The 18364-nt window shown below is 67.4% G+C and carries 15 protein-coding genes and 1 pseudogene; 9 read left to right on the top strand and 7 right to left on the bottom strand.

What is annotated here, in order from left to right:
* Window positions 1-62 precede the first annotated feature (62 nt).
* The 3 genes and pseudogenes from ASD42_RS33950 to ASD42_RS22970 all read left to right on the top strand — a co-directional run.
* Window positions 63-289 (top strand): annotated as a pseudogene (locus ASD42_RS33950) (GMC oxidoreductase); the annotation flags it as partial.
* Window positions 290-320: 31 nt separating this feature from the next.
* Window positions 321-1007, top strand: a complete 687-nt coding sequence (locus ASD42_RS22975; protein ID WP_063893703.1) for a TetR family transcriptional regulator — start codon at window positions 321-323, stop codon at window positions 1005-1007.
* 160 nt (window positions 1008-1167) lie between these two features.
* Window positions 1168-2370: a glycoside hydrolase family 76 protein gene (locus ASD42_RS22970; protein ID WP_082843666.1), complete on the top strand. Its 1203-nt coding sequence runs from the start codon at window positions 1168-1170 to the stop codon at window positions 2368-2370.
* Between the two features lie 13 nt (window positions 2371-2383).
* On the opposite strand, the gene ASD42_RS22965 is transcribed toward ASD42_RS22970, so the two are convergent.
* Window positions 2384-2857 carry a hypothetical protein gene (locus ASD42_RS22965; RefSeq protein ID WP_056820187.1) on the bottom strand — a complete coding sequence of 158 codons (474 nt, stop codon included), beginning with the start codon at window positions 2855-2857 and terminating at the stop codon, window positions 2384-2386.
* A 212-nt stretch (window positions 2858-3069) separates the two neighbouring features.
* Here ASD42_RS22965 and legP point away from each other — a divergent pair, with 212 nt between their 5' ends.
* Window positions 3070-3846 carry a Dot/Icm T4SS effector Zinc-dependent metalloprotease LegP gene (legP, locus tag ASD42_RS22960; protein WP_056820184.1) on the top strand — a complete coding sequence of 259 codons (777 nt, stop codon included), beginning with the start codon at window positions 3070-3072 and terminating at the stop codon, window positions 3844-3846.
* 112 nt (window positions 3847-3958) lie between these two features.
* The gene (locus ASD42_RS22955; protein ID WP_056820182.1) at window positions 3959-5932 is read left to right on the top strand and encodes a trypsin-like serine peptidase; all 1974 of its coding nucleotides are present in this window, start codon (window positions 3959-3961) and stop codon (window positions 5930-5932) included.
* Between the two features lie 36 nt (window positions 5933-5968).
* Here ASD42_RS22955 and ASD42_RS22950 read toward each other — a convergent pair whose 3' ends face one another.
* Complete coding sequence (locus ASD42_RS22950) at window positions 5969-6832, bottom strand: caspase family protein (RefSeq protein ID WP_056820179.1); 864 nt, start codon at window positions 6830-6832, stop codon at window positions 5969-5971.
* A 228-nt stretch (window positions 6833-7060) separates the two neighbouring features.
* Here ASD42_RS22950 and ASD42_RS22945 point away from each other — a divergent pair, with 228 nt between their 5' ends.
* Window positions 7061-7459: a hypothetical protein gene (locus tag ASD42_RS22945; protein ID WP_056820176.1), complete on the top strand. Its 399-nt coding sequence runs from the start codon at window positions 7061-7063 to the stop codon at window positions 7457-7459.
* 156 nt (window positions 7460-7615) lie between these two features.
* Here ASD42_RS22945 and ASD42_RS22940 read toward each other — a convergent pair whose 3' ends face one another.
* Window positions 7616-8365 carry a hypothetical protein gene (locus ASD42_RS22940; RefSeq protein ID WP_056820173.1) on the bottom strand — a complete coding sequence of 250 codons (750 nt, stop codon included), beginning with the start codon at window positions 8363-8365 and terminating at the stop codon, window positions 7616-7618.
* A gap of 294 nt (window positions 8366-8659) precedes the next feature.
* On the opposite strand from ASD42_RS22940, the gene ASD42_RS22935 reads away from it, so the two are divergent.
* The 3 genes from ASD42_RS22935 to ASD42_RS22925 all read left to right on the top strand — a co-directional run bounded on the left by ASD42_RS22935 (window position 8660) and on the right by ASD42_RS22925 (window position 14240).
* Entirely contained in the window at window positions 8660-10447 is a 1788-nt protein-coding gene (locus ASD42_RS22935; RefSeq protein ID WP_056820170.1) for a peroxidase family protein, read from the top strand.
* Window positions 10444-11538, top strand: a complete 1095-nt coding sequence (locus ASD42_RS22930) for a catalase family protein (RefSeq protein WP_056820503.1) — start codon at window positions 10444-10446, stop codon at window positions 11536-11538. The genes ASD42_RS22935 and ASD42_RS22930 overlap by 4 nt, the downstream gene beginning before the upstream one ends.
* Before the next feature lie 119 nt (window positions 11539-11657).
* Window positions 11658-14240 carry a helix-turn-helix transcriptional regulator gene (locus tag ASD42_RS22925; protein ID WP_056820168.1) on the top strand — a complete coding sequence of 861 codons (2583 nt, stop codon included), beginning with the start codon at window positions 11658-11660 and terminating at the stop codon, window positions 14238-14240.
* Between the two features lie 15 nt (window positions 14241-14255).
* Here ASD42_RS22925 and ASD42_RS35745 read toward each other — a convergent pair whose 3' ends face one another.
* From ASD42_RS35745 to pepN, 4 genes are all read right to left on the bottom strand, one after another.
* Entirely contained in the window at window positions 14256-14543 is a 288-nt protein-coding gene (locus ASD42_RS35745; protein ID WP_245661343.1) for a hypothetical protein, read from the bottom strand.
* 188 nt (window positions 14544-14731) lie between these two features.
* Entirely contained in the window at window positions 14732-15526 is a 795-nt protein-coding gene (locus tag ASD42_RS22915) for a SigB/SigF/SigG family RNA polymerase sigma factor (RefSeq protein WP_056820165.1), read from the bottom strand.
* Between the two features lie 51 nt (window positions 15527-15577).
* Entirely contained in the window at window positions 15578-15769 is a 192-nt protein-coding gene (locus ASD42_RS34510) for a hypothetical protein (RefSeq protein ID WP_156677543.1), read from the bottom strand.
* A gap of 109 nt (window positions 15770-15878) precedes the next feature.
* Window positions 15879-18347, bottom strand: a complete 2469-nt coding sequence (pepN, locus tag ASD42_RS22910; RefSeq protein ID WP_056820163.1) for an aminopeptidase N — start codon at window positions 18345-18347, stop codon at window positions 15879-15881.
* Window positions 18348-18364 lie beyond the last annotated feature (17 nt).

The raw sequence follows: 18364 nt of genomic DNA, 5'->3' as shown, positions 1-18364 counted from the left end.
GTGAGGAACATTCCCGCCGCTGGATGCTGATTGCCGTGGCAACAGCGAGCGGGATGTTTCTCGACCCCAACGCGCTGTTTCCCCGACCTGGCATCCGCTCGGTGGAGCGAGCTTGGGCTCGGTGTGCGATCTGAACGGCGCGTCCACGACCAGCCAGGTTCTCTACGTTCTCGACGGTGCGCTGCTGCCGAGCAGCGCCGCCGCATGCGACCCGTCGATGACCATCGCGGCGGTCGCGGAGCGGGCCATGGACAATCTCGTCGCCGAGGATGTGGGCACCCGCATCTGAGGGCGGATCGCCTCGGTGGCAGGACAAGTGGATGGACTACTGTGACATGGTGGCCAGAAAGGGCGAAGGTGATCCCGCGCGCAAAATCACCGAAACCACCCTGTCGCTGCTCGAATCGGAAGGTTACGACGCGGTTCAGCTGCGCCGGGTGGCCCGCCTCGCGCAGGTATCGCTGACCACGGTCTACAAGCTGTACCCCACCCGCGACGAACTCGTTCTCACGGCGGTCGCCCACTGGATGGCCACCAACACCTACACCGAACTCGACCCGCCGCGAGTCGGCGAATCGCTCGCCGATGTGCTGATACGGGTGACGCGCTACGTGTTCGAACCGTGGGAGCGCCACCCCCGGATGCTGGCCGCCTACTCGCATGCTCGTTCCGGTCCAGGCGGGCAGCGACTCGACGCCCAGGGTTTCGCCGCGGTGTTGCCCGCCGTCGGCACGATGTTCGCCAGTCTCGACGAGGACTACGCCGCCGATCTCGCCCTCGTGCTGACCAACATGGTCTATGCCCTGTTGGGACGTTTCGCGCACGGAGATATCGCGATCACCGAGATCCTGCCCGCACTCGAACGCGCCATCGTCCGATTGACGCAGAACAACGCTCCGTTCGCCGGGGCTGCCGACCGGGTCGCCGAACCGGGTGCGACATCGTTCGAGTGGATTTCCGGCTTCAGCTCGCCGTATTCCCCGGGGACCGAGACCGGCGAGCCCTAGCCCGGGAACCGCCGGGCGGGTGGTGGCTCGGGCAGGTTCGGCTGGTGGTTGCGTAAACGTTTCCGCGGCTCACCGGAGCAGTTCAGGCTCTGGCAATCCCGACACGGGATCCTGGAGATTCGGCGCCGACGCCGATGTCCACGAGGAGGAGCCCGAGCGGATGCATCGCCGCAACCACGAGTTCAGTCGGCGCAGTGTGCTGTATGCGGCGGGGGCGGCGATCGCGCTGGCGGCGGTGGCGCCGCCGACACCGGCGGGGACGATCATCCGGGGCCGTTCCCGCGACCTCGGTGCGGGGGAGCGGGCGGATCTGGCGGAACAGGCGATCGTGGCGCGACATGTGCGCTCGCTCTGGGGGCTGCCGCAGCGCCGGTTGGGTGCGCTGGTGTGGCCGGCTGATCTGGCGGAACGGGCATTCGGGCGATGGTGCTACTGGTGGCAGGCGCATCTGCTCGACTGCGCGGTGGATGCCACCCACCGCGCACCTACCCCCGACCGCGTCGATCGGGTGGTCGCACTCGCACGGGGAATCCGAACCCGCAACGTCACCGGATGGACCAATCGGTATTACGACGATATGGCGTGGCTGGCGCTGACGCTCGAACGGGCCGATCGACTACTCGATATTCGGTTCGACGACGCGATAGGCGATCTGCGGGGCGCTTTGAACGATGGATGGAACCCCGACGTGGGTGCGGTGCCATGGCGGTCCGGCGACGATTTCTACAACACCGCGGCGATCGGTCCGACCGGTCTCGCGATGGCTCGCCTCGGCGATATTTCCCGCGCCGGTGAACTCGCCGATTTCCTGAACTTTCGACTGCGTGACACCGACAGTGGCCTGATCCACGATGGTGTCCACGAGCCCGGCGGCCAGGTGGATCGCACCGTCCACACCTACTGCCAGGGCGTAACCATCGGGCTGGAAACCGAATTGGCTTTGCGCACCGGCGAATCGGGGCACCGCGACCGTGCGGCGGCACTCGTGACCGCAGTCGAGCACCGGCTCACCGACACCGGAGTGATCGCCGCGTCCGCCGGCAACGACTCCGGGCTCTTCATGGGAATTCTCGCGCGCTATCTCGCCGAAACCGCACTGGCGCTGGGGAACACGACCGCCGCGAATATCGTGCACGCCTCCGCCCAGGCGGCCTGGGCACATCGCGCCGAGGTCGACGGTCTGCCGCTGTTCGGTACCGACTGGAACCGTCCGGTCGTGGTCCCGGACCATCCGGGAGTCTTCCTCCAGCTCGCCGACACCTCCGCCGCATCGTCGGCGAATCTGAGCCGCGACCTGTCGGTGCAGCTGAGCGGATGGATGCTGCTCGAAGCCGACTACCGGCTTACCGCCGCGGGCCGCTGAACTCACGGGCCCATCAAGGCATTTCGACTGTCTCGGCTCTGGCGATCTCGTTGATGGCGCGCTGAATGGATTGCTGCGGTGAGGTGCGGGCCAGATCGGCGAGGTATTCGATCAGCAATACCGCGGCGGGTTGGGGGTTCGTCCAAGCGCGGTCGGTTTCCGCGGACTCGTCGACCCCGAGCGCCCCGGTGAGCGCGCTGACGACCGCGGTGGCATCGAGTCCGGACAGCCACGGAGCCGATCGCCGGACCACTGCTTCCAGCACGGCACGTACATCGTCACCGGTGAGACCGTCCGGATGCGCGGTCTCGAGCAGCTCTCTGACGATCGCGGCCAGCACCGAGGTGACCTGGTCGGCGGGGAGTTCGGACAGGTCCGCGGTGGTCGCACGGAACCCGGATTCGTCGGCCGCCTTCGCCGCGGTGACGGCGGCCTCGATGGCGGTCGCGATCGCGCGGGCTGACGAGGGCCAATCGGACGGCCACATGGGTAGTTCTCCTCGCGGGTCGGCGCACGTGCCCCGTCAGACTCGTACGGTGGCTGCCGTCAGCGTAGTCAGTGGCCGGTGCCGACTCGATGACGGTGCGCGTGATCGGGTAGCCCGCTACTCGCGTGCGGGGGTGTCTTTCGGCCCACGCTTCCAAGAGAGGGGCGACGGATTTCCCCGTCGTCGAACCCGACACAGGAAGCGCGAGTCCCATGATCATCGACGACACTGCTACGTCGGCCACCGACACCGGCGAATTCCATTCCGGCCCAGAGGCGGGATCGGCATTGATCGGCAGCGTCGAGCACGGCGTGCGCGAACTGCGCTACGCGGAGGTCGACGATCTCGCGATCTTCGAAGGCGACGTCGTGCTCGGCACCGTCGAGGAGATCGATGCCCGCCGTCGACAGGAGGGCGTGGTGATCTCCGGCTCGGTATTCCGCTGGCCGAATGCCGTGGTCCCCTTCGAGGTCGACCCTGCTCTGCCCGGCCCACAGCGAGTTTTCGACGCGATCGCGCAGTGGAACTCGCGCACCAGGATCCGATTCGTCCCGCGCACCGGCGCCCATGGCGACTTCGTGCGATTCGTCCCGAGCATGTCGAGTCGGTCGCTGGTGGGGCGGCAGGGTGGACGCCAGACGATCGAACTCGCCGTCAGCGCACCGGTGGGCACCGTGGTTCACGAAATGGGGCACGCGCTCGGACTCTGGCACGAACAGAGCAGGGAGGACCGCGGCAATTTCGTCGCGGTGCGGCTGGACCGGGTCGATCCGGCCCACCGGCACAACTTCGACCAGCACATCAGCGACGGCGACGACGTCGGCCGGTACGACTTCGGCTCGATCATGCATTACCCCGCGACGGCGTTCAGCACCACCGGGCAGCCGACGATCCTCGCGCGCGTTCCCCTGCCGCCCGGTGTGACGATGGGCCAGCGCTCCGTGCTCTCGGCCGGCGATGTGAACGCCGCCCACGCGATCTACCCGTGACATCGGCGCAGGTACCCCGCTCGGTGAAGTCGAGTGGTCCACTACTCGTGCCCGACACCGCGCCCGCGCCCACGCTGAATACCCCAGCACATTTCTCCGGGCGAGGTGACCCATGGATACCGAGAGTGAAGCACGCACCGCCGCATGGCACGAACAGATGGACGCCGCATCGCGGCGATTCGACGACACCGAGGCCGAACGCGACGAGGTGACCCGCCGCCGTGAGGTGAGCGAGTCCGATGTCGTCGACACCGAGGAACAGATTCTCGCCCGGGCCGACCGCCTGCTCGTCACCGGTGAGGTTCCCGCGCAGGCGGTGATCGAACTGGGCAGGCAGGAGCCGGTCGGCAGCATCCGCTCGCTCGAGCGGGTCATCGGCTTCGCCAACGAGCTACAGGCCGTGAACTTCCTGACCCGCGGTGCCAGAGCCGCCGCGGCGGTGGCGCGAATCTCGTTGGCCGACAACGGGCGGGAGGTTCCGATGGGCACCGGTTCGTTGGTGTCACCACAACTGCTGCTCACCAACAATCACGTGCTGCCAACGCCGGGAGCGGCCGAATCGGTCGTGATCGAGTTCCGCGCCGAGGCCGACATCGACAATGTTCCCGGACCGACGACGCGCTTCCGGCTCGCACCCGCCGACTTCTTCGTCACCGACAAACACCTCGACTACACCGTGGTCCGGGTGGCACCGGGACCCGACGGCGCCGCACCCGGTACGACGTTCGGCTGGAACCCGTTGATCGCCAAGCCGGGCAAGATCGTGATCGGTGAGGCGATGAACGTCGTCGGGCATCCCTCGGGGCGGCTCAAGGAAATCTCGATCCGGCACAACCGCCTCGACCTGCAACTCGACGACTTCCTGCACTACGCCTCCGATACCGAGCCGGGGAATTCGGGCTCGCCGGTGTTCAACGACCAGTGGGAGATCGTCGCGCTGCACCACGCCGGAGTGCCGAAGAAGGACGACAAAGGCCGGGTGCTGCGCAAGGACGGCAAGCTGTGGCAGTCCGGAGACGGCGACGACGCGATCGACTGGATCGCCAACGAGGGCGCGCGGGTGAGCGTGCTGCTCCATGATCTGGGATCGCGCCAGTTCGATCCGGCACAGCGCGCCCTGCTCGACGAACTCGGGCTCGCGGCGATCCCACCGCGTGAAGCGGCGACAATGCTGGTGCCGCAACCGATCTCGGCCGACGAGAGCCTGGTGCGCGGACTGCGTGGCAAGTCGACCGCGTTCGGCGGTCGCCGCAGCGTGCTGTTCCTGCATGGGCGCGGACAACAGGGTCGCGACCCGGTCGAGCTGCGCCGCAACTGGACAGCCGGCTTGAACAAGGGACTCACCCTCGCCGGTCTGAGCCCCATCGACCCTGTCGACGTCTACTTTCCCTTCTATGGTGACCAGCTCGTCGAGAGCATGGACACCCGCGAGGCCGTCGCCGCAGGTCCGGCACTGTACGAGGACCTGGTCGCCGAGGCGGCGCACCGTGCGGGGATGCCGAACGTCGACGAAGTGCCCGCCGACCCGCAGGCGCGGGAGCTCTTCGGCGGATTCGGTGCGGTGGTTCTGGGGCGGCTGCGTGACCAACTCAGCTGGATCGCCGCCCGCAGCGGCCTCGACTCCGCGCTCATCGGCGCCATCTTCAAAGACGTCGCCGCCTATCTCGACAACGAACGGGTCCGCAAGAGTGTGCTCGACACGGTGCTCACCGATACGCCCACCGAGGGCGAACTGATCCTGGTCAGCCACAGTCTCGGCACCGTGGTCGCGATGGATCTGCTCACCCAGTTGCCCCGCGAACTGAACGTGCGCCTGCTGGTGACAGCAGGTAGCCCGCTCGGGTTGGACGGGGTGTACCGCAAGCTGCTCGGTGGCGGCGCGAGCAGGCCCGAACGGGTCGGCGAATGGCTCAACACCTGGTACGCCGGTGACCCGATCGCCATCGGTTGCCCGCTGCGTCAGGCCTGGGGTCCGGATCTGCGTGACCTCCCGGTCGAGAACCCCAAGGAACGGGCGCACGACATCGCCGAATACCTCGCCCATGCCGCGGTGGCCGCCACGATCGGACACGTGCTGTCCGCCTGAGCGACAAGGCAATTCACACCCCGCCACCCTCACTGGTTATGGCGTGAACGGGCGCTGGTCGAGGAGATCGGCGCCCGCGTTGATCGTGAACAGGTTCGGAACCTGGTCGGGCGGCATGATATTCATGATCTGCCGGTGGAACTGGGAATACCCGGCGGTGAAGGCGCCGTTGCCCCAGACCTCGAGCAGCGAGCCCGTGAACTGCCCGTTGACCGGTCCGTCATAGGACAGCTGAGAATCCTGGCAGCCGGCGAGCAGCAGCACGCTCGCCCGGATATCGGCCCGTGCCTGCGGACCGCTCAGGCGCTGGACGAACGAGTACAACTGCCTGCGCCGCTTGTTGTCCTCGGTCTGGACCTCGCGCGGCATCGCCTTGGCGCTGCCCGCGACAACGGTGAGTCCGGCAGGATCGTCGGCGGCGGCGCGTTCGGCCACGTCGATGATCGCTGCCCGTGCGTCGCGGGTGAATACGTCACGGACCACCGATCCGCTGTGGCAGCTGTCGGAGCACACGACCACGCGCACACCCGCCGCGAACTGCCGCCACATCTGATACAGCTCGTCGTCGACGATCTGGCGATCGAAGGCCACCCAGGTCTCGTCCTGACTGTCGTCCTCCTCGCCGTCGACATCCCAGGTCTGGCCGCCGTGACCCGAATAGGTGATGAGAACGAGGTCGCCGGGTCGGGCTTTGTGTGCCAGCTGGCCGATTTCGCCGATGATCGCGAAGGAGGTTGCCGCGCTGTCGAGCAATGTTGTCGACGTGGTGAATCCCTGCGCGGCGGCCAACGCTGCCATGGAATTCGCGTCGTTCACGCAGCCGGCGAGTGCGCCGTCCCAGCCGCCGTAGGCGGCGGGATCGACCCGGTTCAATCCGATATGCACAGAATATCCGCTCACTGCCGTTCCTCCATCCAGAGATGATGATCGCCCGAGGTGAGCGCTCACTTCCTTACCCCTTGATCCTGCTGCGGCTTGTTCGGAACTCGATAGCGTGGCGGACTACTCGAATGCGAAATTGTCGGCACCGGACCCGCGCGTATTCGCGTAGTGGATTACGCGTTCGCGCGGACGTGATCGCGCGCGAGGATAGCTCCACACAGTGTTTTCGCTGAGAAAGGCAACGAAATGTTGGAGATGGATACGGAGGACGCGGTCGTGGCAGCGAGCGCCGATACCGAAGAGGAAAGGTTCGAGTCGGCGAAAACCGGCCACGGTGCCGAAGAGGCAGCTGTGCGGGCGATCGGCCAGACGAATATCACCTCGATCTTCTGGGCTCAGAAGATTCTGCGCACCCATGGAACGGGTGCCTGGGTATTCGGATTCCCGAGCGCCGACGTGCGCGCCGACAGCCAGGTCTCGGTCAGCCTCACCGAGATCGATACCGACAACACCCCGTTTCTCGGGCCGGCCACCACCCAGGTCATGAACGTGGTTCCGCACGCCGACGGCACCATGACGGTGCGGTATCACGTCGGCTGGAACAGCAATATCAGAGTGCTGTTCAACTTCATCATCGCCAATTGAACAGCCGCGATGGCAGTGTCATGGGGGCCGTCGGATGCCGAGCCGGAATCGACAGCGTGGTCGATTCGGACCATCCGGGCCCGTGACAGTCGCAGGGCGGGTCCGCGTCGCCGACGAAGTCGACCAGGACCCCGCCATCGACCCCTGCCGAGAGTGCTACCCGGGCCTACGTGCTGCCGCCAGTGCGGTGAGCACCTGCTCGGTTTTGGTATCGCCCGTCGCGATCGTCAGCCCGAGCGCGTGCAGAGCGGCTTCGAGTTCGCGCTGGGCGTCGACCGCGCGCAGATGTAGATCGACAGGCGAATCGCCCTGTCGGGGCACAACTGTCAGCGATAGTTCGACCAGATCGAGACCGGCGGCAGTCCACCGTTCCACGTCGGCTCGCAGATTTCCCACCGGCACCCCGGTCCACCGTGCCGAAGCGACCGGGCCCATCGCGCACAGATGATCGACCGCGATGCCGGGAGGTGTGCAGCTCACCAGGAACTGCCGCTGGGCCGAGGTCAGCGTGTCGGTGACATCGATACCTCGGGCCACGGCGGTGCGTAGGGAACCGGGGGACCGGGGGCTGATCGCCGAGGCCGACAGCATCCGCCGGTCGCCGGACCAATCGCTTTCGATGCGGTATCGGACGCCGGGCTCGGTGAAGGGCGCCGCCCAGCGACCCGCCAACTGGGATCGCAGGCACGGGCGCAGCTTGACGGTGAGATCGTCTTCGTCGCCGCTGCGCAACCGGATGACGATGCGGCTCGACAGCAGGGTCGGCGCGCTCATGGAACCGGGGTGCAGCGGCTCGGCGAACCAGATGTCGCGGTAGGCCGCGCCGGTGTCGCTACATCGGAGGCGTTGCAGTGCGCCCGCGACATTTCCGTCGAGATTCACTTTGATTTCGATCGGTGTGATCACCCGAGCCCCCTTCCGGTCGCAGTGACGGGTACCGCCCGCGGTGCGCGAGCGCCCTGGAACCCAGATTCGCCCATCGACCGGCCGCGGCGCGCGCGTAGTGCGCTACCCGATCAGGTCGGGCGTCCGAGTCGCTGGACGACCATCGACGGCGGCAGCCCCGCATCGGCGACGATGCGCGGCCCGCTCGGGTCCGCGCGTAGTCGACTACTCGTGACAGCTCTGACCAGGTGCCGGAGACTGGAATCGATCGGTCCGGTAGGCGCCGAGCAGGCGCCATCCCGTGGAGGTTTCTCGATGGTCGACCCACAGCAGCAGACCCTGGTCACCCGCGCACTGGTCGCCGCCGCCGAGGCGCTGGACCGCCGCGTCGGCTGGTTCCGGTTGCCGACCCCGTTGGGCTTGGCCGTATTGGTCGGCCTGCGCAGCCGACTGCGGTCGCGCAACCTCTTCGACACCGGCCCGCACCCGGCCGGGCCCCTGCCGCCGGATGTCACCGGCGAGCACCAGCGCGCGCGCACCGTCGACGGCACCTACAACAGCCCCGACGACCCCCGCGCGGGGTCGATCGGTTGCCGCTTCGGTCGCAATTTCCCGCTGGATCACACCTATCCCGAGGGGCCGTCGCGGATCATGGAACCCAACCCGCGCACGGTCAGCAGGCAATTGCTCACGCGCGAGCGATTCCAGCCCGCCACCACCCTGAATCTGCTGGCGGCGGCCTGGATCCAGTTCGAGGTGCACGACTGGTTCGTGCACGAGCCTGCCGAACGCGACCCCTTCACCGTCACCCTGGACGACGACGATCAGTGGCCTCACCCCCCGATGACCATCCCGCGAACGGCGAAAGTGGCCGCCCCCGATCCGGCCGACCCGCCGACCTACGTCACCGGCGAGACCCACTGGTGGGACGCCTCCCAGATCTATGGCAGCACCGCAGAATTCGCCGCATCTCTGCGCTCGGGCAAGCACGGCCAGCTCGTGATCGACGAACTGGGACTGCCGCCACTGGATGCCGAACGGCTGGTGGCGCTCGAGCCGGAGGCGGCCAACGCGTGGGTCGGCCTCGCGCTGCTGCACTCGCTGTTCCTGCGCGAACACAACGCGATCTGTGCCCGCCTGTCCCGGCGCTACCCCGACATGGACGACCAGCAGCTCTACGACACCGCGCGACTGGTCAATTCCGCGCTGATCGCGAAGATCCACACCGTCGACTGGACACCGGCGGTGATCGCCCATCCCACCACCGTCGCCGCCATGCGCGCCAACTGGTTCGGCGTACTGGGGGAGCGGGTATCGCGTCGCTTCGGCGATCTCATCGGCAACGAAGTGCTCTGTGGCATACCGGGTTCCGAGCGTGACGACAGCGGCGTGCCGTACTCGCTCACCGAGGAGTTCGTCGCGGTGTACCGCATGCATCCACTGATTCCCGATGAACTCGTCGTCCGCAGCCTCGGCGACGACACCGTGCTGGCCGAGCATCCGCTTTCCGAACTCGGCGTCGCACACATCCGCCAACGCCTCGCCGAGATGCCTATGGACACCCTGCTCTACTCCTTCGGCCGAGCCAACCCCGGCGCGTTGACGCTGCACAACTACCCCGCACACCTACAGCAGCTCGAGCGCCCCGGCCAGCCGCTGCTCGATCTCGCTACCGTGGACATCCTGCGGGTCCGCGAGCGCGGAGTGCCGCGCTACAACGAATTCCGCCGCCAACTGCGGCTGCCGCCGATCACCTCGTTCGACGAGCTCACCGACGATCCGCGGTGGGCGCGTGAACTCGAAGGGGTCTACGGCGGCGTGGACGACGTCGATCTGATGATCGGCCTCTACGCCGAACCCAAGCCGCCCGGTTTCGGCTTCAGCGACACCGCCTTTCGCGTATTCGTGCTGATGGCGTCGAGGCGGCTGTCGGCCGACCGGTTCTTCACCACCGACTTCCGGCCCGAGATCTACACCGAGGCGGGCATGGCCTGGGTGCGCGACACCACGATGCGCAGCGTGCTGCTGCGGCATTTCCCGACCCTGGCGCCCGCGCTCGACGGCGTCGCGAATCCGTTCGCCCCGTGGAGGAGTCCGCGATGAGCTACCTGCGCTACCGCGACGACCTGGAAAAACCGCGCCTCGACGAAGAACGCGACATCGACAAGATCATCGCGGTGCTGCGCCACAACAACGAACGCGCCTACCGTAAGTACAAGCGTGGCTTGCGTGACGCGCACGCCAAGAGTCACGGCATCCTGCGCGGCGAACTGACGGTGCCCGCGGGCCTGGCCCCCGAACTGGCGCAGGGCATGTTCGCCACCCCGGCCACCTATCCGGTGATCGCGAGGTTGTCGAGCACGTCCGGGGTGATCCGCAGCGATCAACTGCGCGGCGTCCGCGGACTCGGGATCAAGGTGCTCGGCATCCACGGGCCGCGCGCGATGCCCGACGACGAGGCGATCACCCAGGACTTCATCATGGTCACCCATCGGGAATTCCTCTTCGCCGACGCGCACGCCTACCTCACCAAGGGCATGCCGACCGCCTGGGCGCTGGCCCGGCTGCCCGACCTGGCCCTGCGTGCGGGGAGCGACCTCGTCGCCGCGCTGAACACCCACGTCCTGCGCCGGATCGGGCGTAGCGTGCCACCGAATCTCGGTGTCTTCGTCGCACCCAATACCCACATTCTCGGCGAGACCTTCTTCACCTCTGCGCCCCTTCGATACGGGGATTACGTGGCCAAGCTGCTCTATGTCCCGGTGTCTTCGGAAGTCGTCGCGCTGCAAGGACAACCGGTCGACCCGGATGCCGGCGTCAACGCGCACCAGGACCTGATCGTCGACTTCTTCGCCGGGCACAGCGCCACCTACGAACTGCGCGCGCAACTGTGCACGGATGCGGCGACCATGCCGATCGAGGACGCGACCGTGCCGTGGCCGGAGGACGAGTCGCCACACCGCACCATCGCGACCATCCGTTTCGATGTGCAGGATCCGTACACCCCGCAGCGGCGGGCCTACGGCGACGACGTGCTCTCGTTCAACTCCTGGCGTGGCCTGGACGCGCACCGGCCGCTCGGATCGATCAACCGGCTCAAGAAGCGGGTGTACGAGGCGTCGAGCAACTACCGCCACGACGTGAACAACGCGCCACGCGTCGAGCCGCGCGACGCCACCGAGCTCCCGCCATGACCCCCATGCCGCTCGCACGTCCGGCGCGCCCGCCCGCCGCGCCGGACCACCGGCGCGCCAACCGTGTCGCCGGGTCGATTCGTTGTGACGTCGCCGCAGGACAACTACACTTTTCATGCATGGGCGGACTCTGGCAGCTGCTCGATCGCCCCACCGAATACGACGCCGTCCGTAGGGCATTGGCCGACCCCGACACCGGTGGTGTGATCCTGGTCGGCGCCGCGGGCGTCGGCAAGACCACGCTGGCCCGGCTGGTCACCGCGGTGCTGTCCGACCCGGTGCGCTGGGTGGCCTGCACGGCGTCCTCGCAAGCCATTCCGCTCGGTGCGTTCGCGCCCTGGATCGCCGCGTCTGCGTCGCGTGACCCGCTCGCGCTGCTGCACTCGGCCAGGGAAAACGTGCTCGCCCAACCCGACACGGTGATCGGCGTCGACGACGCGCACCTGCTCGATGTCCTCTCGGCGACGCTGGTGCACCAGATCGCGGTCGACCACCGAGCCCGCATCATCGCCACCGTCCGTACCGGGGAACCGCTGCCCGACGCGGTCACCTCACTGTGGAAGGACGGCTACCTCGAGCGAATCGAGCTGGCGCCGTTCACCAAATCCCAGTGCACCGACCTCGTCGAGACCGTACTCGGCGGGACCCTGGAGGGGCTCAGCGCCGACGTGATGTGGGAATCCTCCGGTGGCAACCCGCTGTTCCTGCGCAATATGGTCGAGGGCGGGGTCGAGGCGAGCACCCTGACCGACGTCAACGGCGTCTGGCAATTGCGCGGGCCCACCGCGGTGCCCTCGGGTCTGGTCGAGCTGCTCGACGAGCGGTTGAGCAGGGCCGGCGCGCCCGTGCTCGACGTGCTGGAGACGCTGGCCGTGCACGAGCCGCTCGACATCGACATCCTCAGCGAGCTCGTCGGCGCCGACGCCGTGGACGCCGCCGAGGTCACCGGCCTGATCCGGGTCACGAGCCACAACGGTGTCGCCGACGTCCGGTTCAGCCATCCGCTGCTCGGTGAAGTGGTGCGCTGCCGGGTCGGCACCGCCGCCGCGCGCGCCCGGCGCGGAAGCCTCGTCGAGACGCTGCAGGATCGGGACCTCAGCACACCGGCACATCGCATCCGGCTGGCGCGGCTGTGCGTCGACAGCGACCGGCCGATCGACATCGTCCTGTTGATCGACGCGGCCAAGGACGCGGTGTCACTGGCCAATCTGCCACTGGGCGAGCGACTCGCGCGCGCCGCCTGCGAGCGGGGCGGCGGGCTGCGCGCGGCCGAACTACTCTCCCGTGCGCTGCTGTGGCAGGGCAGGCCACAGCACGCCGACGAGATCCTGGCCCGCTTCGATCCCGACCGGCTCGATCCGCTGCAACTGGTCCAGTGGGGTGTGGTGCGGGCCAGCCTGCGATTCTGGTCGCTGGGCGATGTCGAACATGCCCGCGACCTGGTCGAGATGCTGCGCGCCCGCGTCGAGCATCCGGCACTGCGCCTGACCGTGGATGCCGCGGCGGCGGCGATGGCGGTGCACGAAAACCACCTCGCCGCGGGCATCGAGGCAGCCGAGCGGGTGATCGCCGACCCCGACTCGCCGCGGCAGGCCGTCGATTTCGCCGCATTCGCCCTGGGTCTGGCGCTGCCGGTGGCCGGACGCGGCGCCGACTTCGCGCCGATCGCGGCACGCAGCCGAGCGCAGCAGAAGTCCACCGACGGGATCATCCGGGTGATGGTCCGCTACGGCGACGTCCTCGCCCTGACCACCATCGGCGACCTCGATCTCGCCGAGCGGCGCGCCACCGAATATCGCGAGTTCTCCTCGGCCGGCCAATTCGTCGGCTGGGCGATCGCGCGAATCGCCGACGGCGTCGTCGCCACCTACCGCGGTCGGTTCCGCGAAGCGATCGCCGCCTTCGAGCAGTCGCTGGCCGCGCTCAACGCCGAATCCTCGCTGCCGTGGAAACTGCCGGCGCGGCTGCTGCTGGCTCGCGCCTACGCGGCCTTGGGTGAGGTCGACCAAGCCGAACGGGTCCTCGACGATGCCGACGAGCACAGCGGGCCACACATGGCCCTGCACGAGCCACAGCGGATCATCGCGCGCGCCTGGCTGGCCGCCGCCGAACACAACGCGCACGCTGCGGTCGATCTGGCCCGCAAAGCCGCCGACCTGGCCCACAGCGCCGGTCAGTACGCGCTGGAAGCCGAAGCACTCCATCACGCCACCCGATTCGGTGACCGCACCCTCGCCGCCCGGCTCGCCACCGTCGCTGATCGCGTACAGGGCCCGGTCGCGGCGATCTACGCCCGCCACGCCGCGGCCCTCGCCGATGCCGATCCGTGCGCGCTCGCCGCGGTCAGCCGCGAGTTCGAGTCCGCGGGCCTGCTGTTATCCGCTGCCGATGCCGAGGCGCAGACGGTGCCGATCCACGACCATGCCGGACAGCGCCGACCCAGCGCCCAGGCCGCCGCCCGTGCCACGGCCCTGGCCGCCCGCTGCGACGGTGCGGGCACGCCCGCCATCACCGCGGCCGCGCGCCCCCTGCCGATCACCGAACGCGAACGCGAGATCGCCGCCCTCATCGGACGCGGACTGTCCAATCGCGCGATCGCCGAACGCCTCTGCGTCTCGGTCCGCACCGTCGAGGGTCACATCTACCGCGCCTGCATCAAACTCGACGCCACCGACCGCGACCAACTCGCCGAACTCATCTGAGACGCGGTGGCGTGTTCATGGGCTCGGCTCCGGCAACTGGCACTCGGTGACCCTCGGGTTCATGCCGAGGTAGTTGAGCGGGCCCGCGAGCACCGTGAGGCCGATCGTGCCCAGATCGCCGCAATTGACCGGGGTGTTCGTGAAATAGTCTCGCTGCATCGCGGCCACGAGCCCGGACCCGAACCAGGCCAGCATCAGCACCGACAACAAGAACTTGGCGGTCTGGTGGGCCGGGCTGGCCCGGATTTCTCGTACTTCACGAATTTCTCGATCACGTCTATTCCGTCGACCGCGCATCGTCATCGCACCCTTCCCACCGGCGAGCACCACACTGTTGAACCATGTGAACAGCGCCGACCAGGTGGCGCCGCCACGACATGCGCGAGATTCTGTTTCATCAACAGTGCAGCCCGGTAGACGCAGAGTCAATGGACGGTGCCGGTGGAAGCACGCACCGTTACCGCCCCGACACGGCGCGGGCGGGCCGAAGTTCAGGCGGGTACCGGTTGCTCGTCGGCGGCTTCGGCACGCAGATTGCCCAGCAGCCTGGTGAGTTTGCGGGACACGCTCATCTGGGAGACGCCGAGTCGTTCGGCGATCTCGGCTTGGGACAGCGTGTCGTAGAACCGCCAGATCAACAATTGCCGGTCTTCGGGCGGCAGCTGCGCCAGCAGCGGTGCGACGGTGATCGTGTCCTCGGCGAGACGGTAGTGGGGATCGTCGGCGCCGAAGGTGTCGGCGACGGTCATGCTGGGATCGCCGTCGTTGTCGCGTGCGGGAGTGTCGAGGCTGCGGGTCTGGAACGCGTTGGCTGCCACCAGGGTGCGAGCGATGTCGGTGACCGGCACATCGAGTTCGGTGGCGAGTTCGTGGGCGGTGGGCGAGCGCTGGAGACGACGGCTCATCTCCTCGGTCGCGGCCCGGACCTTGCCCTGGAGTTCCTTCTCGCGACGCGGAACGTGCAGCGGCCAGATGTGGTCGCGGAAGTGGCGGCGTACCTCACCCATGATGGTGGGCACCGCGAAGCCGAGGAAGGGTGATCCGGTGGTCACGTCGTAGCGGTCGACCGCCATGACCATGCCGAGGCGCGCGGTCTGGAGCAGGTCGTCGAAGATCTCGCCACGGTTGGCGTACTTGCGAGCGATGTGCTCGGCCAGGGGTAGGCAGACCTCGATGATCCGGTCCCGCAGGGCGTCGTGTTCGGGGCTGCGGGGATCGGTCAGCGACAAGTGCACGAACAAGGGCTCCGCGTGCTCGTAGGTGATGCGGTCGGTGGTCTTGGACATGCAGATCAGCTCCTGGCCTTCGAGTGTGCTTCGGTTCGGCGGGGAGGTGAGCTAAAGGCCTAGCATCCTGGAGGTCATCATCATTCCCGCGGCCAGGCTGACGGCGCCGAAGATCGCGGCGGGTAGCGATCCGGTGAGTGCGGTCAGGCCGAAGAGGAAGAACACGCAGGTGGCCAACATGATGGTGGTGCTGGTCAGATCCATGCTCGGCGTACTCGGTGTCCGATTACGTGAGTAGGTCATGAATGAAGGGTTCACCATCTCGGTGGTTATTAAACCGTTATCGGTCGACAGGTCTTGACAGAGTGATAATTTCGGTTTCGATGTTTAACTCGCCGTGAAATGGGAAGGATCAATTCACGGCGCGCACGCGCAAGTCCCGGGCGAGGTGGTCGCGCTGTTCGATGATCAAGCGGCGCAACGCCCCCGGTGCGTCCGCGTTCGTCGCGAGCCACCGGTCGACCCCGTCGAGCGAATCAGCCGCGGGAAAGAGCCCGACCACGATGCGGCGGGCGATCTCGATGCTGCGCTGATCCCACACCGCGCGCAACGCCGCGAAATACTCGTCGTCGTAGCGCGCTGTCAGATCACGGCGTTGCCCGGCCCGGAATCCCTCGATGACGGCATCGAGATGATCGTTGGTCAGGCTGGTATCGCTCAGCGCTGAATCCCATGCCGAGGCTTTGACCTCCGGTTCCGGTCGCGCCGCGAGCGTGCGCAGGTGGGCGGTTCGTCCCGATGCTGTGTTGTCTTGTTCGAGTTCGGCGTCGAGTTCGGCGACCTTCGCCCCTCCGGTGGCGGCCAACGCCGTCCACAGCGCCCAGCGCAGATCCGGATCCAGCGCCAGACCTTGTGGCGCCCGGTCGAGCAGCATCGCCCGAATGTCGGCGGCACGGCGCCCGTCGACTGTGGCAGCAGCCGCGGTCGCACGCGCCCACGCCAGTTGCGCGCCGGAACCCGGTGCTGACGAATGGAGTGTGGCCCAGCAGGATTCGAGCCACTCGCCACGCCACCGATCCCGCGTCGACTCGGGCAGATAATGGCCGATCGTGAAAGACGCGTTCGCCAGGACAGCGGTGAGCAGCGCCATGTTCGGTTCGGTGGGCGCGAAATCGCGAGCCATGGACAGGTAGCGCTCGGCGCCGAGTTCCCCGTCGCGGGTAGCGTTCCACAGCGCCGACCAGATCAGCCCGCGCGCCAGCGGGTCGGTCACCCGATTCAGCGAACCCTCCACGGTCGCAAGCGAAGCCGTATCCAGACGAACCTTCGCATAGGTGAGATCGCCGTCGTTGAGCAGGCGCAGCGGAGCGGATGCGAGGGCAACCGGCGTGCGTTCGTCGACGAGGTCGAGCTCCACGCGGTCGCGTATCACCAAGTCGCCGTCGGCATCGAAGTCGTAGAGCCCGACAGCGAGTCGGTGCGGACGCGGATCGGTTTGCAGGATCTCACCCTCGTCGAGGGTCAGGGTGGAGACCCCTGTCGTCTGCAACCAGGCCCGCGCCCAGCCCGCCAGGTCGCGGCCGGAATCCGCCGACAATTCGGTCAGAAGATCGTCGAGGGTCGTATTGCCGAAAGCGTGCGTCCGGAAATATCGGCGCACACCCGAGAAGAATTCCTCCCGGCCGACATAGGCCACCAACTGCTTGAGCACGCTGGCGCCCTTGGCGTAGGTGATGCCGTCGAAATTGAGCTTGGCGGCCTCGAGATCGGTGATGTCGGCGACGATCGGATGCGTGGTCGGTAGCTGATCCTGCGAGTACGCCCAGGCCTTGCGACGGTTCGCGAACGCCACCCAGGCGTCGGTCCACTCGGTGGCCTCGGAGCTCGCGAGCGCGCCCATGTAGTCGGCGAAGGACTCCTTGAGCCACAGGTCGTCCCACCACACCATCGTGACCAGATCGCCGAACCACATGTGCGCCATCTCGTGCAGGATCGTGTTCGCCCTGCCCTCGTACTGCGCGGCGGTGGCCGCACCACGGAACACATAGGCCTCGGTGAACGTGACCAGCCCGGGGTTCTCCATGGCGCCCAGGTTGTACTCGGGTACGAACACCTGGTCGTACTTGCCCCACGGGTACGGGTAGTCGAAGTGTTCGCCGAAGAAGTCCAGTCCCTGCTTCGTCACCTCGAAGATCGTGTCCGCGTCCAGATAGCGGGCCAGCGAGGCGCGGCAGTAGATTCCGAGCGGAATCGTGAGTTCGCCTCGCGTCCACAAGGATTCGACACGATGGTACGGCCCGGCCGCTACCGCGGTGATATAGGTCGAGATCGGCAGCGTGGGGGAGAACACGACGTTCTGAATCAGACCGTTGTTCTGGATCGCCGCGTACGGCCGATTCGACACCACCTGCCAGTCGGCCGGGGCCGTCACCCCGAACGTGAACGGCGCCTTCATATCCGGCTGTTCGAAGCACGCGAAAACGCGACGCGCGTCCGCGGGCTCGTACTGGGTGTAGAGGTAGGTCAGGCCGTCGACCGGATCGAGGAACCGGTGCAGTCCCTCACCCGAACGACTGTAGGCGCCGGTGCCACGAACGACGACGACATTGGTCTCGGTCAACCCACCGACGGTGAGCCGAGCCCCGTCGTACTCGACCGCCACCTCCGCACCGTTCACCGTCACCGACTCCACCGCGAGGCCGATGAAGTCGAGCCACGTCTGTTCGACAGTGGCATCGAACACGACGGTCGTCGTCGTGGCGAACCCGGCCCGGGTCTGGTCCGTGGCCTCCGACAGGTCGAGGTCGACGCGGTAGTCGCGGACGGTGACCGCCGCCGATCGCGCGGCGGTCTCGGAGCGGGTCAGGTTCGCGGAGTTCATACCTCGATCCTGCCAGC

Origin of the sequence: Nocardia sp. Root136, from assembly GCF_001427185.1 — a bacterium.
Lineage (GTDB): Bacteria > Actinomycetota > Actinomycetes > Mycobacteriales > Mycobacteriaceae > Nocardia > Nocardia salmonicida.
Note: the sequence above shows the minus strand (reverse complement) of the source record. Positions and strands in the feature narration are given on the sequence as shown.

What these genes read in the sequence shown, in the direction of transcription:
- ASD42_RS22935 (WP_056820170.1), top strand. Translation starts at nt 8,660, where the DNA reads ATGGTCGACCCACAGCAGCAGACCCTGGTCACCCGCGCACTGGTCGCC.
- ASD42_RS22975 (WP_063893703.1), top strand. Translation starts at nt 321, where the DNA reads ATGGACTACTGTGACATGGTGGCCAGAAAGGGCGAAGGTGATCCCGCG.
- ASD42_RS22970 (WP_082843666.1), top strand. Translation starts at nt 1,168, where the DNA reads ATGCATCGCCGCAACCACGAGTTCAGTCGGCGCAGTGTGCTGTATGCG.
- ASD42_RS22925 (WP_056820168.1), top strand. Translation starts at nt 11,658, where the DNA reads ATGGGCGGACTCTGGCAGCTGCTCGATCGCCCCACCGAATACGACGCC.
- ASD42_RS22915 (WP_056820165.1), bottom strand. Translation starts at nt 15,526, where the DNA reads ATGTCCAAGACCACCGACCGCATCACCTACGAGCACGCGGAGCCCTTG.
- ASD42_RS35745 (WP_245661343.1), bottom strand. Translation starts at nt 14,543, where the DNA reads ATGACGATGCGCGGTCGACGGAATAGACGTGATCGAGAAATTCGTGAA.
- pepN (WP_056820163.1), bottom strand. Translation starts at nt 18,347, where the DNA reads ATGAACTCCGCGAACCTGACCCGCTCCGAGACCGCCGCGCGATCGGCG.
- legP (WP_056820184.1), top strand. Translation starts at nt 3,070, where the DNA reads ATGATCATCGACGACACTGCTACGTCGGCCACCGACACCGGCGAATTC.
- ASD42_RS22965 (WP_056820187.1), bottom strand. Translation starts at nt 2,857, where the DNA reads ATGTGGCCGTCCGATTGGCCCTCGTCAGCCCGCGCGATCGCGACCGCC.
- ASD42_RS22945 (WP_056820176.1), top strand. Translation starts at nt 7,061, where the DNA reads ATGTTGGAGATGGATACGGAGGACGCGGTCGTGGCAGCGAGCGCCGAT.
- ASD42_RS22930 (WP_056820503.1), top strand. Translation starts at nt 10,444, where the DNA reads ATGAGCTACCTGCGCTACCGCGACGACCTGGAAAAACCGCGCCTCGAC.
- ASD42_RS34510 (WP_156677543.1), bottom strand. Translation starts at nt 15,769, where the DNA reads ATGACCTACTCACGTAATCGGACACCGAGTACGCCGAGCATGGATCTG.
- ASD42_RS22955 (WP_056820182.1), top strand. Translation starts at nt 3,959, where the DNA reads ATGGATACCGAGAGTGAAGCACGCACCGCCGCATGGCACGAACAGATG.